The sequence below is a fragment of the Eubacterium sp. AM05-23 genome, assembly GCF_003477535.1.
GTDB lineage: Bacteria > Bacillota > Clostridia > Eubacteriales > Eubacteriaceae > Eubacterium > Eubacterium maltosivorans.
In genome coordinates this window covers 1-18,357 of sequence record NZ_QUDF01000019.1, presented here as the reverse complement: position 1 = coordinate 18,357, position 18,357 = coordinate 1, and the positions used below count along the sequence as shown (strand labels likewise).

Annotated in this window: 10 protein-coding genes; 6 read left to right on the top strand and 4 right to left on the bottom strand. The window is 52.6% G+C overall.

Translation table 11 applies throughout. The features are described from left to right. Positions 1 to 62: 62 nt before the first annotated feature. Entirely contained in the window at positions 63 to 1,472 is a 1,410-nt protein-coding gene (locus DW091_RS18790; RefSeq protein ID WP_096919137.1) for an MATE family efflux transporter, read from the bottom strand. 239 nt (positions 1,473 to 1,711) lie between these two features. Between DW091_RS18790 and DW091_RS18785 the strand changes: the two genes are divergently transcribed. From DW091_RS18785 to DW091_RS18765, 4 genes are all read left to right on the top strand, one after another. Then, positions 1,712 to 2,251 (top strand): DUF2284 domain-containing protein, encoded by a 540-nt coding sequence (locus tag DW091_RS18785; protein WP_118518968.1) that lies wholly within the window; start codon positions 1,712 to 1,714, stop codon positions 2,249 to 2,251. Positions 2,252 to 2,615: 364 nt separating this feature from the next. After that, entirely contained in the window at positions 2,616 to 4,442 is a 1,827-nt protein-coding gene (gene glmS / locus DW091_RS18780) for a glutamine--fructose-6-phosphate transaminase (isomerizing) (RefSeq protein ID WP_118518967.1), read from the top strand. A gap of 242 nt (positions 4,443 to 4,684) precedes the next feature. After that, positions 4,685 to 5,341 carry an HAD family phosphatase gene (locus tag DW091_RS18770; RefSeq protein WP_096919139.1) on the top strand — a complete coding sequence of 219 codons (657 nt, stop codon included), beginning with the start codon at positions 4,685 to 4,687 and terminating at the stop codon, positions 5,339 to 5,341. Positions 5,342 to 5,520: 179 nt separating this feature from the next. Beyond that, positions 5,521 to 10,371 carry a SpaA isopeptide-forming pilin-related protein gene (locus DW091_RS18765; RefSeq protein WP_118518965.1) on the top strand — a complete coding sequence of 1,617 codons (4,851 nt, stop codon included), beginning with the start codon at positions 5,521 to 5,523 and terminating at the stop codon, positions 10,369 to 10,371. A gap of 35 nt (positions 10,372 to 10,406) precedes the next feature. Here DW091_RS18765 and DW091_RS18760 read toward each other — a convergent pair whose 3' ends face one another. After that, positions 10,407 to 11,081 carry a histidine phosphatase family protein gene (locus DW091_RS18760; protein ID WP_158577944.1) on the bottom strand — a complete coding sequence of 225 codons (675 nt, stop codon included), beginning with the start codon at positions 11,079 to 11,081 and terminating at the stop codon, positions 10,407 to 10,409. 182 nt (positions 11,082 to 11,263) lie between these two features. Between DW091_RS18760 and DW091_RS18755 the strand changes: the two genes are divergently transcribed. Together DW091_RS18755 and DW091_RS18750 are read left to right on the top strand one after the other, a co-directional pair. Then, positions 11,264 to 12,745, top strand: coding sequence for a UDP-N-acetylmuramoyl-L-alanyl-D-glutamate--2,6-diaminopimelate ligase (locus tag DW091_RS18755; RefSeq protein WP_074618175.1), 1,482 nt, complete (start codon positions 11,264 to 11,266; stop codon positions 12,743 to 12,745). An 87-nt stretch (positions 12,746 to 12,832) separates the two neighbouring features. Beyond that, a complete protein-coding gene (locus DW091_RS18750) occupies positions 12,833 to 13,633 on the top strand; it encodes an epoxyqueuosine reductase (protein ID WP_118518962.1) in 801 nt (266 codons plus the stop codon). Positions 13,634 to 13,672: 39 nt separating this feature from the next. Here DW091_RS18750 and DW091_RS18745 read toward each other — a convergent pair whose 3' ends face one another. Together DW091_RS18745 and DW091_RS18740 are read right to left on the bottom strand one after the other, a co-directional pair. Next, positions 13,673 to 15,325, bottom strand: a complete 1,653-nt coding sequence (locus DW091_RS18745) for a GGDEF domain-containing protein (protein WP_118518961.1) — start codon at positions 15,323 to 15,325, stop codon at positions 13,673 to 13,675. Between the two features lie 131 nt (positions 15,326 to 15,456). Next, complete coding sequence (locus DW091_RS18740; RefSeq protein ID WP_118518960.1) at positions 15,457 to 17,868, bottom strand: HAD-IC family P-type ATPase; 2,412 nt, start codon at positions 17,866 to 17,868, stop codon at positions 15,457 to 15,459. Positions 17,869 to 18,357 lie beyond the last annotated feature (489 nt).

The following is an 18,357-nucleotide window of genomic DNA, read 5'->3' as shown; positions in this document are numbered from 1 at the left end:
TCCAGACAGAAACTTAAAAACCCGGTACGGTCCGTCTCAGACCGTACCGGGTTTTCTTTGTTTTACTCCACCGTCTCCGCCCGAGTCCCCAGAACAGGGAGGGCGTCGGGAATGGGGCGTATCTTCTGACGATAGATGCGCCGTAAAAAGGCCGCGCTGAAGAGAACCGAAGCGATCTCAGCGATGGGGAAGGACCACCAGATGGCGTCCAGGCTGCCTGTGAGCGACAGCAGATAGGCCGCGGGCAGCAGCACCACCAGCTGACGGGCCACCGAGACGATCAGGCTGAGCACCGCGTTGCCAAGCGCCTGGAAAACCGACAGCGAGATAATACAGAAGCCCGCGAACAGAAAGCTCAGGCTGATGATGCGCAGCGACACCGTGCCGATGGCCAGCATATCCGGCGAAGCGTTAAAAATGGACAGAAGCGCGCCCGGGAAGAGCTGGAACACCAGAAATCCGACGACCATCAGTCCCACGGCGTACAGCATGCTCAGCTTGATGGTTTTGACGAGCCGGTCCTTTTTCTGGGCGCCGTAGTTGTAGGCGATGATGGGCACCATGCCGTTGTTCAGCCCCATAACCGGCATAAAGATAAAGCTCTGGAGCTTGAAGTAAACCCCGAAAACGGCAGTGGCCGTCGAGGTAAAGGCCAGCAGAATCTTGTTCATGCCAAAGGTCATGACCGAGGTGATGGACGCCATGATAATGGAGGGTACGCCCACCGCGTAAATGCGCCGGATGGTGCCGCCATTGGGCCGGAAGCCCCTGAGCTTCAGGGTGAGCTCGTGGTTTTTTCTGAGGTTCAGGATACAGGCGAACAGCATGGCCACGACCTGGCCGATGACCGTCGCGGCCGCCGCGCCAGCCACGCCCATTTTCGGGAAGCCAAAGAGCCCGAAGATCATGATAGGGTCCAGAATCAGGTTGATGATGGCTCCAGTGGTCTGGGTGCACATGGTGAGCAGCGTCTTGCCCGTGGCCTGAAGCAGGCGTTCAAAGGTAATCTGCCCGAAAATACCAAAGGAAACCACCGAGCAGATCGTCAGATACTGGGTGCCGTAATCCACGATTTCGCCAATGTTTGTCTGAGTCTCAAAGAAAAAACGGGTAAAGAAAAGTCCGAAGATAATGAAAACCAGAGAGCTGAGAACAGCCAGAAAGACCCCATTGTTGGCGGCCCGGTTGGCCTCCTTAAAATTTTTCTCGCCCAGGCTTTTGGACAGCAGGGCATTGATCCCCACGCCTGTGCCAGTGGCGATGGCGATCATCAGGTTCTGTACCGGGAAAGCCAGCGATACGGCCGTCAGCGCGTTCTCACTGATCATGGATACAAACATGCTGTCCACAATGTTGTAGAGCGCCTGAACCAGCATCGAGATCATCATGGGCAGGGCCATGGTGATCAGCAGGCGGTTGACCGGCATGACGCCCATTTTATTTTCCCCGGCAGGGCAGGTCTCTTGTCGCATAAAAATCACTCCTTTTTGAATATAAATTAATTTTTCACAAAATGAATAGCAGTGCCCACCCCGAAAAACGAAGATGTCACACTGCTTTATACTATTATAATAATTACCGGCTTTAATGTCAATGAACGAAGAACGAAGGGCAGCGTGCCCGCCGTTTGCAAAATATGAATACGTTTAAGAAAAACGTGTTACAATAACCATGAGAAATCAGAAATGAAACATAAAGAAAGAGGAAAATTATGAACGAAGCATTGCGAGAGATGGTAGAGGCCTGCGGTTTTGAGGAGACCGTGGCCGTCGACCCCAGACAGATTCACATTACCCAGGACGTCCGGGACGCCTGCGCCAAAAACGACTGCGGCCATTATGGCCAGAATTACATGTGCCCGCCAGCCGTCGGCGGCCTAGACCACTACCGCGAGGTGGTAAACAGCTACACAAACGGGCTTTTATTTTCGCAGGTGTACCGGTTTAAAAACCGGCAGGATTACCGCCGGATGAACGAGATCATGGCCGGGTTTGAGAAAACTGTGGAAAAGCTGCACCGCGCCATCCGCAAATCCGATGTGGAGGGAACCGTCTTTTCAGCCGGCTGCTGCACCATCTGCAAGGAATGTGGCATTCTGACCGATGAACCCTGCCGTTTCCCGGATGAGGCCATGCCCTCCCTGGAGGCGTCCGGCATCGACGTGGTCCAGCTCACCAAGGATACCGGCCTCGTCTACAATAACGGCCCAAAAACCATGACCATCATCGGCCTGATTTTATACAACGCATAATAAAGTTTTAAGGAAGGACAGCCCACCCAGGCCGTCCTTTTTTGCGCCCAGCAGCAGATGAAAACGTGAGCGGTTAGAAAAGGCGGCAGATTCACTTGTTTTTATTTGAAATTATGTTATAATATCCACATTGTACGTTCATGTAAAGTCATTCTGCAATCAGGAGGATATAAAGGCTCAGTTCACTTTACATCAATGCGACAAGAGCGCCAGAACTCATGCGTGAGCCCGTAATATTTGAGTTGACGAGGACAGGGAGTATCGAAAATTCGGCGGATGCCCTGAAGGGTGGTTTGTTAAAACAGCGGAGTGATCCGCTGCACAGAGCAGCCACCAAAATCTACTTAAATGAGGTGCATTTATTATGTGTGGAATCGTTGGTTATATTGGCCTGAATCAGGCCCAGAAAGTGTTAATTGATGGTCTCTCAAAGTTAGAATACCGGGGCTACGATTCAGCCGGTATCGCAGTGTTGGACAAGGACAATGCGATCAAAGTCAAAAAACGCAAGGGCCGTCTGAAAAATTTAGAGGACGAGCTTGAAAAAGAAGCCCTGACCGGCACAGTCGGCATTGGCCATACCCGCTGGGCCACCCACGGCGAACCTTCTGATATCAACTCCCATCCCCATTGCAGCATTGACAACCGCATCGCGGTCGTCCACAATGGGATCATTGAAAATTATATCGAGCTCAAGGAAGAGCTGATCAAGAAAGGACACCTTTTCGTGTCCGATACCGATACCGAAGTCATTGCCCATCTGCTCAATTCCCTGTACACCGGGGACATGGTTGAGACGCTGCGCCTGGCCATTGACAAGATCAAAGGCTCCTACGCGCTGGGCATTCTCTGCAGCGAGGAACCCGACCGCATGATCGCCGTCCGCAAGGACAGCCCGCTCATCGTGGGGCTCGGCGAAGGCGAAAACTACATCGCCTCCGACATTCCGGCCATCCTGAAATATACCCGCAAGGTTTATCTGCTGGATAACGACGAAATCGCCATCCTGACCCGTGACAGCGTTACCGTGCTGGACGAATCCGGCCGTGAAGCCGGCAAGCAGGTCTTTAACGTGGACTGGGACCCGGGCGACGCCGAAAAGGGTGGCTACGACCACTTTATGCTTAAGGAAATCCACGAACAGCCAAAGGCGATGGCCGACACCTTGACCGGACGTTGCTTCCCGGATAAAATCGTGCTGGACGACGTCAACCTTGATGCCGAAACCATGAAAAGCATCAACCGTATCCAGATTGTGGCCTGCGGCACCGCCTACCACGCTGGAATGGTTGGAAAATATCTGATAGAAAAATTTGCCCGTGTGGCCGTTGAAACCGAACCGGCCTCCGAGTACCGTTATAAAGACCCGCTGGTCGATGCGCACACCCTGCTCATCGTCATCAGCCAGTCCGGCGAGACCGCCGACACCCTGGCCGCTATCCGGCTGGCCAAGGAAAAGGGCGCCCGCGTCCTGGCCATCACCAACGTGGTGGGCAGCTCCATCGCCCGTGAGGCGGACGATGTGCTGTACACTAACGCCGGCCCTGAAATCGCTGTGGCCTCCACCAAGGCCTACGTGACCCAGGTGGGCTGTATGATTTTGCTGGCCCTTCACTTTGGCCTGTTAAACGGCCAGGTAGACAAAGCCACCATGAAGCGCGTCACCAGCGGGCTGAAAGATACCTCAGCCCTCATCGAGAAGGCCCTGGGCGACCACGACAAGATCAAGGAATACGCCTACGACCACTTTAAGGTGGACGATATGTATTTTATTGGGCGCGGGCTGGATTACTACACCTGCCTGGAAGGCTCCCTGAAGGCAAAGGAAATTTCCTATATTCATTCCGACGCCTATGCGGCCGGCGAGCTGAAGCACGGCCCCATCGCTCTGGTCGATGTGGGAACCGTCGTCATTGCGGTCTGCACGCAGGAGAACGTCTTTGACAAAATGCTCAACGCCATCAAAGAGGTAAAGGCCCGCGGCGCCAACGTCATGGCCATTGCTAAAGAGGGCCATGATGAGATCATCCCCGAGGTCGATCAGGTTTTCTTCATCCCACAGATGGATGATGAGATCACCCCGATCCCAACCGTGGTCTACCTCCAGCTCCTGGCCTACTACCTGTCCGTCGCCAGAGGCTGCGACGTTGACAAGCCAAAGAATCTGGCAAAATCCGTCACCGTTGAATAGAAAAGTAAAGCATGAAAATAAAAAAGAGGTGCGGTCTGTTTCAGGCCGTACCTCTTTTTAAACGGGCAAAGAGAAACATCAAAAATTCACCCGCCCCCAAAACATCTACCGGCACAGGGGCCGGCGACGAAAATCTGCAACGGTTTAAAAGCCGGAAAAGCGCTCAGGCAATTGAATTGGCTGTGGGTTCACGTTATAATGTAGGAGCTAAAAAGGCTATTTAACAATGGAAGGGAAAACGCATGACAGAAGCAATCATTTTTGATATGGACGGTCTCATGTTCGACACAGAGACGATCTCGATCCCCAGCTGGGTAAAGGCGGGCGAGGTACTGGGCTATCCTATTACAGAGGCCATGATTTTTGAACTGTTTGGGATGAACCCCGTGGCAGTGGACGCCTACTGGAAGGCACATTTCGGGGACGCTTTTGACTGCGGCGCGGCCATGAAGCTCCACCTCGATTATATGGAGGCGTATGTGCGGGAAAACGGCGTTCCTCTGAAGCCGGGGCTGGTCCGCCTGCTGGATTTTTTAAAGGAGCAGGGCTACCGGTTTACCATCGCCTCCTCCACACAGCGTCCCATGATTCAGATGTATCTGGAGCGCGCCGGGCTTGAGCGCTATTTTGACGATTCGATTGTGGGCGGCGATGAGATCGTAAATGGAAAGCCCGCACCGGATATTTATTTCAAAGCCGCCCAGAAGCTGGAAACAGCGCCGGAACGCTGTATGGTTTTTGAGGACTCTCTGGCCGGGATCGAGGCGGCCTGGCGGGCCGGGATGAAGCCGGTGATGGTGCCGGATAAGGTACCGGCGGACAGTGTCACAGAAGAGCGGCTGTACGCTAAGTTAAAAACCCTGGACGAGGGGATTGGGCTGCTAAAAAAAGAAAGCTGAGGGAAGGATGCGCGCTGCGCTCTGCCCTCAGTTTTTTTATAAATATTTTTCGATTTGAACGGTTTTTGTTTAAGAATGCTTTAAGTGAAATGAAAACTTAAAACTTTCTGGGTATATATTACGCTAATTAATATGTGACACATACAACAAGAGTAATCGTCAATACAGGAAGGTTAATAATGAAAAAATTTGCAAGCATACTGATTTCACTAATCATGGTTTTACAGTTTTCGCTGCCCCAGGCAGTTATGGCTGAGGCTGCGGATACTGCCAGTTCAGATCCGCAAGCGGCAGCTCAGGAGCCGGCTGCGTCATCTGGAACACAGGCTGCCGGGACAGCAGCCGATGCAGCTGAGGAGGCCAAAACGCCGGAGGTCCAGCCATCGGCCCAGACCCCTGAAGACAAAGCGCCCGAAGCGGCAGCAGCGCCGGTCCCTGCGGCAGAAGAGCCGGCAGCCGCTCCAGACCCAACCCCCACAGCAAAGGCGGAAACGCCAAGAGACATCAAGGAAATTTTTAAGGAGCTGGGCTATTCAGATGAACAGAGCTCCATTCTGACCGGCGTGCAGATCAAGTATTATGATAAGGACGGCCAGGAAGTTACAACGCCCACCGTAGACGACAAAGTAAGGTTCGACATCGGCTTTGCCATTCCGGAGGATGTCCGGGAACAGATGAAGGGTGGCGACTATTACAGCTTTGAACTCCCTGAAAACATCATCATTGAAAATAACACCACCATCAATCTGGTCGACGAAAATGGCGTGAAATACGGCGAAGCCCTGGTGGGCAAGGATGGGGTGGTCACCCTTACGTTTACCGACGAGGTTACCAAAAGCTCCGATATCACTGGAAGTCTTAACTTCAGCGGAAGCTTTGACAAAAATAAAATCAACGGACCTGGGGACACCATCATTAAATTTCCAAACGAAGAGAATATTCCGGAGCAGGTGGTGACCATCAAGCCCAAAGCGCAGAGCGCCATTGAAAAAAACGGGCAGTTTGACCGTGAAATGAACCCGGAAAAAATAACCTGGAATGTGGATATCAACAAAAGTCTGGATACCATCGACGGCGTTGTCGTGAAAGATACGCTGCCGCCAGGCCTGAGCCTGGAAAGCGTCCAGGTTTATGCGGTAGCGGTAGACCTCGACGGCAATGTCACGTCGGTCGATCCCACACCCGTCGATCCATCGGCGTACACAGTCGATGAAAACGGCAATGTCAGCTTTAAAAATCCCATCGATTCGGCTTACCGGATTGTATACGAAACCGCGATCAACGAAAGTGTAAAGCCTCAGAATGGCGGTACCGTTAAATTTACCAACAACGCGACCCTGAGCGCAGACGATCTGAAAGACATTACCACCAGCTCAACCGTTGACGCAAAATATGGAAAAATCCTTGAGAAAAACCGCACCGGCTACGACTCGGCGAACCAGATATTCAGCTGGGAAATCAAATATAATTACAATGAAACCAAAATTCCCCAGAACCATGCAGTGGTCACCGATAAGATCGGAGACGGCATGGACTATGTAGACGGCAGTCTTGTCTTAAACAAGATCGTCTTTAACGCGGACGGCAGTACGGCCACCGCCGGCGTGCTTGTGGAAGGCCAGGACTACACGCTCGAAAAGACCGCCGACGGCTTTAAAGTCGTATTTTTAAACGATGTGGACTATGCGGTGCAGATGACTTACAAAACACAGGTATCCGGCATTTTGGACGAAAACGGAACCTACAGCAACGAGGTCGAAATCGGAACCGGCCAGACATCTGGCTCAAAGGGCTCGGCCAAACAGCAGGGCGTTATCAAGAAAATGGTGCAGGCGGATGAGGAAAATAAACGCATCAGCTGGTCCATCGATGTCAATAAAAACCAGTACACCATGCACAACTGGTCGCTGACCGACACGCTGGGCATTGGGCTGACCTTAGATGAAAGCAGCGTTGTGGTCAAAACTAAGGCGGGTAAGACACTCGTGCGGGATACAGATTATACGCTGAGTTATGACAAAAACACCAACCAGTTTGTCATCACCTTGATTGGAAGCTACAACCCCACAAGCGACAGCCTTAAAATAACGTACCAGACGGATTATTATCCATCTTATGACCTCTTCCCGGACCACAACATCATCTTTAACAATGACGCGGTATCTAACTGGACCGATGAGCAGGGCAATGACCACAGCAGCAAGGACCATGCAGAGTATAAGCCGGATCAAAGCACGCAGTATAACGGTTTTAAAAGCGGCAGCTACAATGCTGTCAATAAGAGAATCACCTGGAGTGTCGGCGTCAATTACAATAACTTTGATGTAAACCCCACGGCTGAAATCAACGATCCCATCACCGGCAATCAGGTGTTTGTGCCTGGTTCGGTCAGGATTTACCGGTTTAATATCGACGCAGACGGAAAACCAGTAAAGGGCGAGGAGATCTCAGCAGAAGAGTACAAGCTCGTCACCATTACAGAACCAGCCCAGAACAATAACGTTCTGACCGTGCGTTTCCCAGACCAGGCCACCGGAAAAGCCATTGTCGAGTTCCAGACCAGTCTGGAGGGCCAGGTGATCAAGGAGAGCGAAACCTATACCAACACTGCGACCTTTACCAACGGAAAATACACGCATACTCTCACCGGGACAGTCTCCGTCAATAATGGCGGAAAGCTGGCAGTGAAATCTGGCAAGCAGGACAGTGATGGCTATGTGCACTGGCATATTACAGTCAACCCAAGCCAGTCCGATTTAGCGGACGTGGTGATTATAGACAAGCCTTCGGATAATCAGCTGGTGGATATGGATTCGCTGACCATCTACGGAACACAGATTGATGAGAAGGGAAACCTCACACTCGACACCAATGTGGTACTGGTTGAGGGCGTCGACTATCAGGCCGACTATGTCATCAACCCCGAGACTGGCAAATATGAGCTGACAGTCAGCATGCTGAACCATATCGACCGGGCCTACATTATGACCTACCGAACCAAGGTTTTACTGGAAGAAGGCGGCGACAACAAGGTTTCAAATAATGTTACCATCAAGGGCAACAACGAACAGGTCATCGAGGACAACGACGATGAAGAGCTGGCCGTCAATGTCAACGACAGCGGCGGAACCGTCATTGGGAAGAAAGGCAGTATCACACTGGAAAAGGACAGCAGCAGCACCCATAAGCCCCTGGCAGGCGGCGTCTTTCAGCTTTACGACAAAAACGGCGTCAGGCTGGGAAGTCCGGTAGTCAGTGACCAGAACGGCCGCATCCAGTTTACGGGGCTGGTGTATGGCAGTTATATTCTTAAGGAAGTAGAGGCGCCGGAGGGGCACACCGTATCCGACGAGCTGCTAAACGGAAAGACCATCACCGTCAATGCGGAAACCACAGCGGCCGACAGTGTTGTCATTCTCGAAAATGACCCGACCAAGGTAACCCTGGTTAAGCAGGACGGAGAAGGAAACAGCCTTGCCGGCGCGGTATTCAGTCTTGAAATCAGCCAGAACGGCGCCTGGACGAGGATTCGGGAGGATGATGCCCTGGTATCTGGACAGGATGGCTCGCTGGTGATTGAGGGCCTGGCCGAAGGCGACTACCGGATTACCGAGACGAAGGCGCCAGAAGGCTATATCCTGAACCGTGTGCCAGTACTTTTCACACTCAGCAAAAATGAGGAGGGAAAGGTACTGCCGCTTGTACTGAACCCGGTTCAAAATTATCAGGGCAGCATCGAGCTGATCAAGCAGAATGAAGCAGGAGAACCCCTGTCCAGCGCGAAATTTGAACTCCGGAAAACCGATGAGGAGAATAAGCTCATCGCGGAAATCACATCGGATAAGAATGGAAAAATTCATTACGAAGGGTTAGCGCCGGGCAGTTACGAACTGGTTGAGGTTGAAGCCCTGGAGGGCTATATCCTCAACACCGAGCCCATCGCTTTCAATATTGAAGCCAGCGCCGAGGGCAGGCCCCAAGTCTTAAATCTGGGCGCCTTCGTCAATTATCAGGGAAGCATTGCCCTGATCAAAGAAAATGAGGGCGGCAGAGGTCTTGACGGGGTTCAGTTTGAGCTTCGGAAGCTCGACGAGCAAAACAGGCTCATCGCCACGCTTTTATCCGACAAAGACGGAAAAATTATTTACAGCGGCCTGGCGCCAGGACAATACGAGCTGACAGAAATAAAAGCACAGGACGGTTATATTCTCAATACCGAACCCATCGCCTTTACCATTGACGCCAGCGCGGCAGGAAGGCCAGAGGTCCTCGAGCTGGGACAGTTTGTGAACTATCAGGGCGGCATTGAGCTCGTCAAACAGGATGAATCGGGCCGCGGACTGGAGGGCGCGAAATTCCGGATCATAAAGACCGATGAACAGAATAAGATTATAGATGACATTACCGCCGGAAAAGACGGAAAAGTCCAGTATGAGGGCCTTGCCCCAGGACATTACACCCTTTTGGAAGTTGAAGCGCCCGCGGGCTACCTGGTCAATACACAGGGGATCTCCTTTGAAATTCCCGAAGCCGCCGAAGGAAAAGTGCAGACCCTGGATCTGGGCACCCTGACGGATTATACCGGCCGGCTGGAAATCCTTAAAACCGATGAAAACGGAAAGCCGCTGGCGGGAGCAGTCTTCAAGATTCTCGACGAGAGCGGCAGCGTCGTCAGAGATCAGCTCACAACCGACGAGCAGGGATATGTCCATGTGACGGGACTCGCGCCAGGGCAGTATAAAGCCGTTGAGACCAAAGCGCCTCAGGGGTATCAGATCGATACGACTCCGGCCGTCTTTGAAATTGCGGCAAAGGCCCAGGGCGAACCTCAGGCTGTGCAGATTAAGGCAGTCAATAAAAAGGAACGCGTCGAGTACCATGTTAAGACGCCGGCTGGCCGTGGCGCCAGCCCATCAGGATTATCACCCTACACCGGGCTTGATGGCAGCAGCGCCGCAGGTGTTTTCGCGGTGCTGGCAGTTCTCGCCGGCGTGGCAGCCCTTGCGGTAAAAAGAAAAACAGACCAGTAAGCAATAAATAAAAAAAGCTGAAGGTAAGGAGCGTTTTACGCCCTACCCTCAGCTTTTTGTTTTTCTACCCGAAATTCAGGCGGCTGTTCACATTTCAGATCATCGCTCAGATGGCGGTCATCGTTAATATACTCGATCTGGAGACCACCCGCTGTGTCAAAGACAAACTTGCACACCGCGGTGTTGCGCAGGATTTCCTGCTGCATTTCCTCGAAGGGCAGGCCCTTTGCGTACCAAAGAAAAGTCTGAATGGCAAAACCGTGAGAAATACAGGCGATGGTCTTGCCGGCGTTTTCGGCCACAATGCGCGTGAGCGCGCTGGTAACCCGGTTGTAAACGTCGCGGGTGCTCTCGCCCCCGGGCGCCTGAAAGTTGGGAAGATCCGTCTTAAAGACCTCCATCAGACCCGGGAATTCCGCCTCGATCACCGCGATTTTTTTGGCTTCCATCAGGCCGCCGTCCACCTCGATGATACCCGGCTCCACCAGAATTGGAAGCTCCTTGCTGCCGCGCAGCCCTTCGGCGGTCTGCCGGGTGCGTGTGAGGGGCGTACAGTACAGCGCGTCCAGTTCAATGTTCTCAAAGCGCTTTCCAAGCGCCTCGGCCTGTCTGAGGCCCAACTCGTTTAAGGGGAGATCCAAAACGCCCTGAAAAATGCCGTTGGCGTTGGCGTCGGTAGTGCCGTGACGAATCAGGTATAGCGTTGTCAATTTTATTCACCTCGTTCTTATTTTGTCACTGTTTATTATAACATATGTGACAAAAAAGGGCGGTTTAAATGTAACTTAAGTGTATTATTTTTGTATCAAAATGGCCTTTTTGTGGACAATTCCACAGAAGAACTGTATAATTAATAAGTTAATCGAATAAGAACAAATTGATCGAGGTAGCCATGAAACTAAGTCGAATTTTAGAGAACCCGGAGATTGTGGAAGTAAGGAACAACAATCCCGAGATTGATATTGAACATATTGCCTATAACTCACAGAAGGTGATCCCGAACAGCATGTTCGTGGCCATCAAGGGCTTGAAAACCGATGGACATCAATACATTGGCGACGCCATCCGGCGGGGCGCCATTCTGGTAATTTATGAACACGATCTGGATGAATACCAGGATGGTATCATGTATGTCAAGGTAAAAAACGCCCGCCACATGCTGGGCACCATGTCCAGCCGTTTTTATGGACATCCCTCCGAATCCCTTTCCATCACAGGGGTTACCGGCACAAACGGCAAAACAACCGTCACCTACATGCTTAAAAACATTTTTCAGAAGGCCGGACGCAAATGCGGCCTCATCGGCACCATCAATAACCAGATCGGCGATGAAATTATCGACAACGCCGGCCGTACCACACCCGATTCGCTGGAGGTACAGGAAATCATCTCGGAAATGGTGGAAGCCGGCTGTGAAAACCTGGTGATGGAGGTTTCCTCCCACGCGCTGGATCTGGACCGCGTCAACGGCGTAGCCTTTGACTATGGCATTTTCACCAACCTGACCCAGGACCACCTGGATTACCATAAAACCTTTGAAAACTATTTTGAGGCCAAGGCAAAGCTGTTTACCTATACCTCTAAGGCCAATATCATCAACTGTGACGATGAATGGGGCAAAAAGCTCTACAGCCGCTGCGCCGAGAAAAAAGGGGTTGCCGTCTATTCCTACGGCCTGAGCCCAGAGTGCGATTTTTACGCCAAAGATATGAAATACAGCATTGAGGGCACGCGCTATACGCTGGTGACAAAGGATGGCGAGGAAGAAATTTATCTCTCCATGCCCGGTGAGGTCATGGTTTACAACAGTATGGCCGCCATTATCAACGCGCTGCTCGAGGGGATAGCCATCGAGGTGATTAAGGAAGCGCTGGCCTCCATGAGCGGCGTGGAGGGCCGAATGGAACGCCTGGAGCTGGACACCGATTTTGATATCATCATCGATTACGCCCACTCACCGGATTCGCTGGAACGCCTGCTCAAATCCGTGCGCACCATGTACGATGGAAAAATTTACCTGGTCTTTGGCTGTAACGGCGACCGCGATAAGGAAAAGCGCCCGGTCATGGGCCGGATTGCCGGCGAGTTTGCCGACCATATCATCGTGACCTCGGACAACCCTGCCAGCGAGGACCCGCAGTCCATCATCGACACGGTGGCCGCGGCGGTGGCGGAAAAGACAGACGCTTACGAGACAGTGCTCAGACGCTGGGACGCCATTTACTATGCCGCTACCCTGCCAAAGGCGGGCGATGTGCTGGTACTGGCCGGAAAGGGGCACGAAAAACAGGAAACCATGAAGGACGAAAACCTGTATTACAACGAATGGGAAACCGCTGAGGAAGCGGTAAGACGGCTGAAGGAAGGCAGATAATTTAAAGACAGCGATACCGGAGCGTCCCGCTCCGGTATTTTTTAATCCATATGAAAATTTTAAAAAAGACAAGGAAGTGCTTATGATATGAAAGCTTATGTCACCGCGTGTATCGAGGATTATATCGCCGCGTGCCAGAAAACCAGTGAGACCAAATGGGGAACGCCGCTGGTGGGCTTTGCCGACGCCCGCCATCCCCGGCTTGGGGAGCTTCGGAAGGTGGCGAATGAAAAACATGTGATGCCCTGGGAGGTGCTGCCTGACGCCACGGTGGTGGTCTGCTATTTTGTTCCCTTTACCCGGGAGACGGTCTTATCGAACCGGGAGGGCCGTCTCTCCTCACCGGAGTGGGCCAGAGCCTATGAGGACACCAACGCCCTGTTCGCCAGGCTGAACACCCACCTCATCGAGCGGTTAGAGGCCAGAGGCTACCATGCAGCGGTATCGCCCGAGGCCACGGCCTTTGACCGTGAAGCGCTCAGAAGCCGGTGGTCCCAGCGGCATATGGCATGGCTGGCCGGACTTGGCAGCTTTGGGCTCAACAATATGCTCATCACCGACAGGGGCTGCTGCGGGCGGATCAGCACTGTGGTCACCAACCTGGATGTGACGCCGGGCAGGCCTCTGGAGGTTGAAAACTGCCTGTACAAACGCGAGGGCCAGTGCGGCGTGTGTGTGAAGCGCTGCCCCTCAGGCGCCCTGACAAAAGCAGGCTATGACCGTCAGAAATGCTTTGGGCTCTGCAGCGAAAACGCCGCAGTCTATCGCGATTTTGGCAATTCCTACGCCGCCGATGCAGCGGGTGAAATACTGGATACGGGCAGCGAGGTCTGCGGCAAGTGTCTGGCTGGCGTGCCCTGCGCTTTCCAAAAACCCATAAAAGAATAAGGCGATAAAAAGGTGGGGTGCGTTTCGCACCCCACCTTTTTAAGTGTTCTCCAAATGACAGTGTTTTTTATAGGCGTACATGTTTTTATCCGCCTTGCGCAGCAGCGCGTCGAGGTCCTCAGGACAGTTGACCGGTCCGTGGCTGAAGCCCCAGGCAATGTCGAGCTTGAGGCTGTTCTCAGCGTTGTACCGGCTGATACGGCTCTCCAGGTCGTTAAGACACTGCTCCAAGGCTTTAGGCTCCAGCCCCCCGGTGAGGATGCAGAATTCGTCACCGCCGATGCGGTAGCAGTCGCCAAGGTCGGAAAAGCTCTCCCGGATACAGCGGCCGCTGGCGATAATCAGGCTGTCCCCCACGCTGTGGCCCAGTGTGTCGTTGGTCTGCTTCAGATTGTTGAGATCAAAGGCGATGACCGTCAATTCCTTTAAGGGTAAGGATTCTTTGAGCGCTGCCAGATCCCGTTCGTAGGCTGCCCGGTTGGCCAGGCTGGTCATGGTATCGGTGAAGGCCAGCTTTTTGTAGACCTCCAGGTGAACCGAATCCCGGAACCGCGCGAGGCTTTCCCGGATGGTGGAGAAGCCCAGTATTGTGATAAAAACCACCAGCCCCAGCTTAAAAAACAGACTGTTATCTGCGCCCACCGGGTTTTTGTAAAAGCGCGCAAGATCAACAATACCCGTGACACACAGCAGGAAAAAGGCGATGGACAAAGCGCTGAAGCGCCGGGTATGGCAGTGTACCCACTGGTGGATAAGCGTCCATACAAACAGCAGAATGGCGCTGAGGAGCAGTACATGGGTGAGCGGCAGCAGCTTTGGGAGCAGAAGGATGCTGACCGTCGAGGCACAGACATTAATGATGAAATTGACGAGCATGAGCAGTGTGATGATATCGTAGGGGCGGGCGTACCGCGTGTCTCCCTCCAACTTCATAAACTGGACGATGGGCACCGCGATCAGTGTAAAGCTGTAAAAGGACAGAAGCACCGGGAAAGGCGACGCGAGCGGTAAAAACTGAAGAACACCGCAGTCGGTTAAAATCCAGACAGCCGATAAAATCGAAAAGGTCCCCAGACAGATAAAACGGTAACCTCCGTTTTTAAAGCCCGAAAAAAACCAGGAGGTCGCCAGGAGCAGGAGCCCGATGATCAGGATAATAAAGGAAACCGCCAGGCTGCCCGCGTCCGACCAAAGCTGACTAAAAAGAACGCCGGAGCGGCTGCCGTAGGAAACACCATCCACAAAAACCCCGTCCGAAGCGAGCAGCGACTGAAATTCCAGTGTGACCGATTTGCCAGAGGCCGTCTCTGGCAGTGGAATGACATGGACCAGGCTGCCAAAGGATATGTCTTTTGGAAAGGCGTAGATCACCTCTCCGTCAACGGATACGGTCAGAGACTGAAAAGCTGTGGAAACCCTGAGAACACAGTCTGGAGGGAGCGTATCCGGCAGGGTGCGCGTCAGAGCGATATGACCGCTCGAGAAAGAGCTGGGAAGGGAGATAGCGTTCTGGGGCGCGCCGTCCGAGTTCAGGGTCCAGCCCTCATTGAGCCGCGCAGCCTCTCCGGTGTCAAAGGAGATATCCCCATTGGGGAGCAGGCAGGATAAAAGAAGCAGGATAGCGCCGCCGGAGACCAGCAGGACTAAAAACAGGGCGGGAATAAAACGAAACTGGTTCTCCTTTATCTTCACAACAGTATGCTCCTTTATCAGTATGGTGATTCTATTGTAGCATACTTTAAGGAAAATAAAACAGAAAATGCGTTCATTAAGCTTAAGAAATAAAAAAGGAGGTGGGGTGCGTTCTGCACCCCACCTTCTGGTTAAATCAGCTTCCTAGCCTCCGGCAGCGGCAGGGGCAGCTTACGGACACGTTTTTGAAATCGACGGCATAAAGCGACCAGAGCTGCCATCAACAGCGGCGAGAGGATCGTAAAGCCGCCGAAGGTAATAAAACCCTCCAGAGACAGCGGACTGAGGTGGAACAGAGGGCCAAACAGAAAGGCCGCGCCGAAAAATCCAACGCCCATGGCGGCAATGAGACCGATCCGCGGCAGATTCAGAGGCTGACAGAGCACAAACAGCACCAGAAGCCCGGCAATGCCTGCAAGCAGCGTACAGATGGTGGAAAGCTGCTCCAGAGGCAGCCCGAGGGATGTCCCGACAACCAAGACCGCCAGAATATTAAAGGCGTTCAGCAGACCGCCGGGCAGCGCGCTCAGCAGCACATTTTTCAAAAAGTGGCCGCGCACCTGACTGTAGGAAGGCTCAAAGGTCAGGGCAAAGGATGGAATGCCGATCATCAGTCCGCTGATGAGGGTGATGTGTATGGGCAGGAAGGGATAGGGGATGGCGGCGAACAGCAGAACCACGGACAGAATAAAGGAAAAAATATTCTTGACCAGAAACAGCGCCGCAGACCGTTCAATATTGTTGATGACCCGCCGCCCCTCTTTTACAATCTGGGGCATCGCGGAAAAATCCGAATCCAGCAGTACCATCTGGGAGGCATGCTGGGCCGCTTCGCTGCCAGCAGCCATGGCGATGCTGCAATCCGCCTCTTTGAGGGCCAGCACATCGTTGACCCCGTCCCCGATCATGGCGACTGTGTGGCCGTTGGCCTTCAGCCCGCGGATCAGCCGGCGTTTCTGCTCAGGCGTTACCCGCCCAAAAACGTTGTGGCTTTCGGCTTCAGCCGAGAGGTCCGTGCCTTCGGGCAGCGCACTGGCATCCAGATAGGCGCCGGCGCCATTGATCCCGGCCCGCCCGGCAATTTCCGACACGGCCTCAGCATTGTCGCCGGAGATTACCTTGATGGTAACACCCTGCTCCTTAAAGTAAGCCAGTGTCTCGTGGACATCCTTCCGGAGTTTGTCCGAGAGAATGATAAATCCCAGAGGCGTTAAGGTCTCTGCCTCCGGCGCATCGTCGGCCGAAACGGTTCCGCGGGCAAACAGCAGCACCCGCTGTCCTGAGGTCAGATAAGGCTTCAGCAGAGAGTCGAACCGTGGGGCGGCTGCTCCCAGAAGCCTTTCCGGCGCGCCCAGAAAGCAGGCGTCGCCATCCTCATAGACGATCGCGCTCCATTTGCGTTCAGAGGAAAAGGGGATTTCCCGCTGGACAGGGGGCGCTTTATCCGTTGGGCCAAAATATCGGACAAGGGCTGTGGCCGTGGCGTTTTCCGACGTGCTGGCGCTCAGAAAAACGGCCAGCTCCTGACCAAAGACAGCCCTGGAGCAATTTGCCAGCGGAAGGACTTTGGCCACCTCCATCACGCCCTCGGTCAGGGTGCCGGTTTTATCCAGACACAGCGTGTCGACCCGGGCCAGGTTCTCGATGCAGGACAGCTCGTGGACCAATGTTCTGCGGCGGGCCAGGTTCATCACGCTCACTGCCAGGGCAATGTTGACCAGCAGGTACAGCCCCTCCGGGATCATGCCCACCATGGCTGCCACCGTGGAGCTGACTGCATAAGGGACGCCTGTGTTTAAGAGCGCGCTCTGTTTGAAAAACATGATGAGCCCGAGTGGAATAATGCCAATGCCGATAAATTTCAGCAGGCGGTCCAGGTCGCGCATCATCTCTGAACGGTGCTTTTTGCGGCGCTTGGCCTCCCGGGTGATGCTGGCAGCGTAAGCGTCATCGCCTACCCGGTCCAGTCTTGCTGAGCAGCGGCCTGATACGATAAAACTGCCAGACAGCAGGGTATCGCCGGGACGCTTGACGATGATGTCCGACTCGCCGGTGAGCAGGGATTCGTTGACCTCTGCTGTGCCCTCGCACAAAATGGCGTCCGCGCAGATCGAGCTGCCTGGTCCAAAGTGCACGATATCGTCTAAAACCAGCTCAGACGGCGGCAGAGACAGCACCCTGCCGTCCCGTACCACCCGGGTATTCTGTTCAGAGAGCAGCGTGATTTTATCCAGCGTGCGCTTTACCTTTAGTTCCTGGACAATGCCGATGAGAACATTGACTACAACAATGCCAATAAACAACATATCGGTATAGGCTTTGACCAGAAAAAGACAGAAGGCCAGCGCAAAGAACAGAAAATTGAAAAAGGTAAAGATGTTGTCAAAAATGATCTGCCCTTCCGTTTTTGAGAGCTGTTCCTTTGTCTGGTTGTGCCAGCCGGCTTTTTTCCGCTGAGCGGCCTCAGCACTGCTCAGTCCGGCAGAGGGCGGCGGTGTCAGGCGTGTGATGGGTGGGCGGTTGTGTGAGTGCTGCTTTTTCATCCTGCTTATGGATCCTTTCGTTTTCGTTAAAGCTATTGTATCAGCAAAATCTTACTGTCGACTCGTCAAAATTCTTACTTTTTTGTTAAGATTGCGGAAAACCGCTTAGCAGGATAAAAATCTTAAAATCTATAATATTTTGAAAAAATATTTTTATAAAAAGATGCGTTAGATAAATGAATTAAAGATCATAATAAAGATAAAAGAAAAAAGTTTAAATACTAATTTAAAAAATAAACAAGAAAAAGGATGTATGAAAACAAAAAAATAAACGTTTTCTCTAATCTGATAAGAAAAATCCTGGTATTATCAGAAATGATAAAATGAATTTGTCTAAAAAATCGTAAAAAATACAATGAAACGGCTGGATAAAGCCATAAAAACATAAGATTTCCGAAAAGCAAAAAGTTGGCACAGGACTTGCATTAGTATAATAGCATAAGCTAGCTAAGAAAAAATAAAAGAACGAGGAGAAGGGTTATGTTAAAA

Excerpts from the sequence above, each read along its gene's own strand:
- DW091_RS18790 (WP_096919137.1), bottom strand. The coding sequence starts at position 1,472 with ATGCGACAAGAGACCTGCCCTGCCGGGGAAAATAAAATGGGCGTCATG.
- DW091_RS18785 (WP_118518968.1), top strand. The coding sequence starts at position 1,712 with ATGAACGAAGCATTGCGAGAGATGGTAGAGGCCTGCGGTTTTGAGGAG.
- glmS (WP_118518967.1), top strand. The coding sequence starts at position 2,616 with ATGTGTGGAATCGTTGGTTATATTGGCCTGAATCAGGCCCAGAAAGTG.
- DW091_RS18770 (WP_096919139.1), top strand. The coding sequence starts at position 4,685 with ATGACAGAAGCAATCATTTTTGATATGGACGGTCTCATGTTCGACACA.
- DW091_RS18765 (WP_118518965.1), top strand. The coding sequence starts at position 5,521 with ATGAAAAAATTTGCAAGCATACTGATTTCACTAATCATGGTTTTACAG.
- DW091_RS18755 (WP_074618175.1), top strand. The coding sequence starts at position 11,264 with ATGAAACTAAGTCGAATTTTAGAGAACCCGGAGATTGTGGAAGTAAGG.
- DW091_RS18750 (WP_118518962.1), top strand. The coding sequence starts at position 12,833 with ATGAAAGCTTATGTCACCGCGTGTATCGAGGATTATATCGCCGCGTGC.
- DW091_RS18740 (WP_118518960.1), bottom strand. The coding sequence starts at position 17,868 with ATGAAAAAGCAGCACTCACACAACCGCCCACCCATCACACGCCTGACA.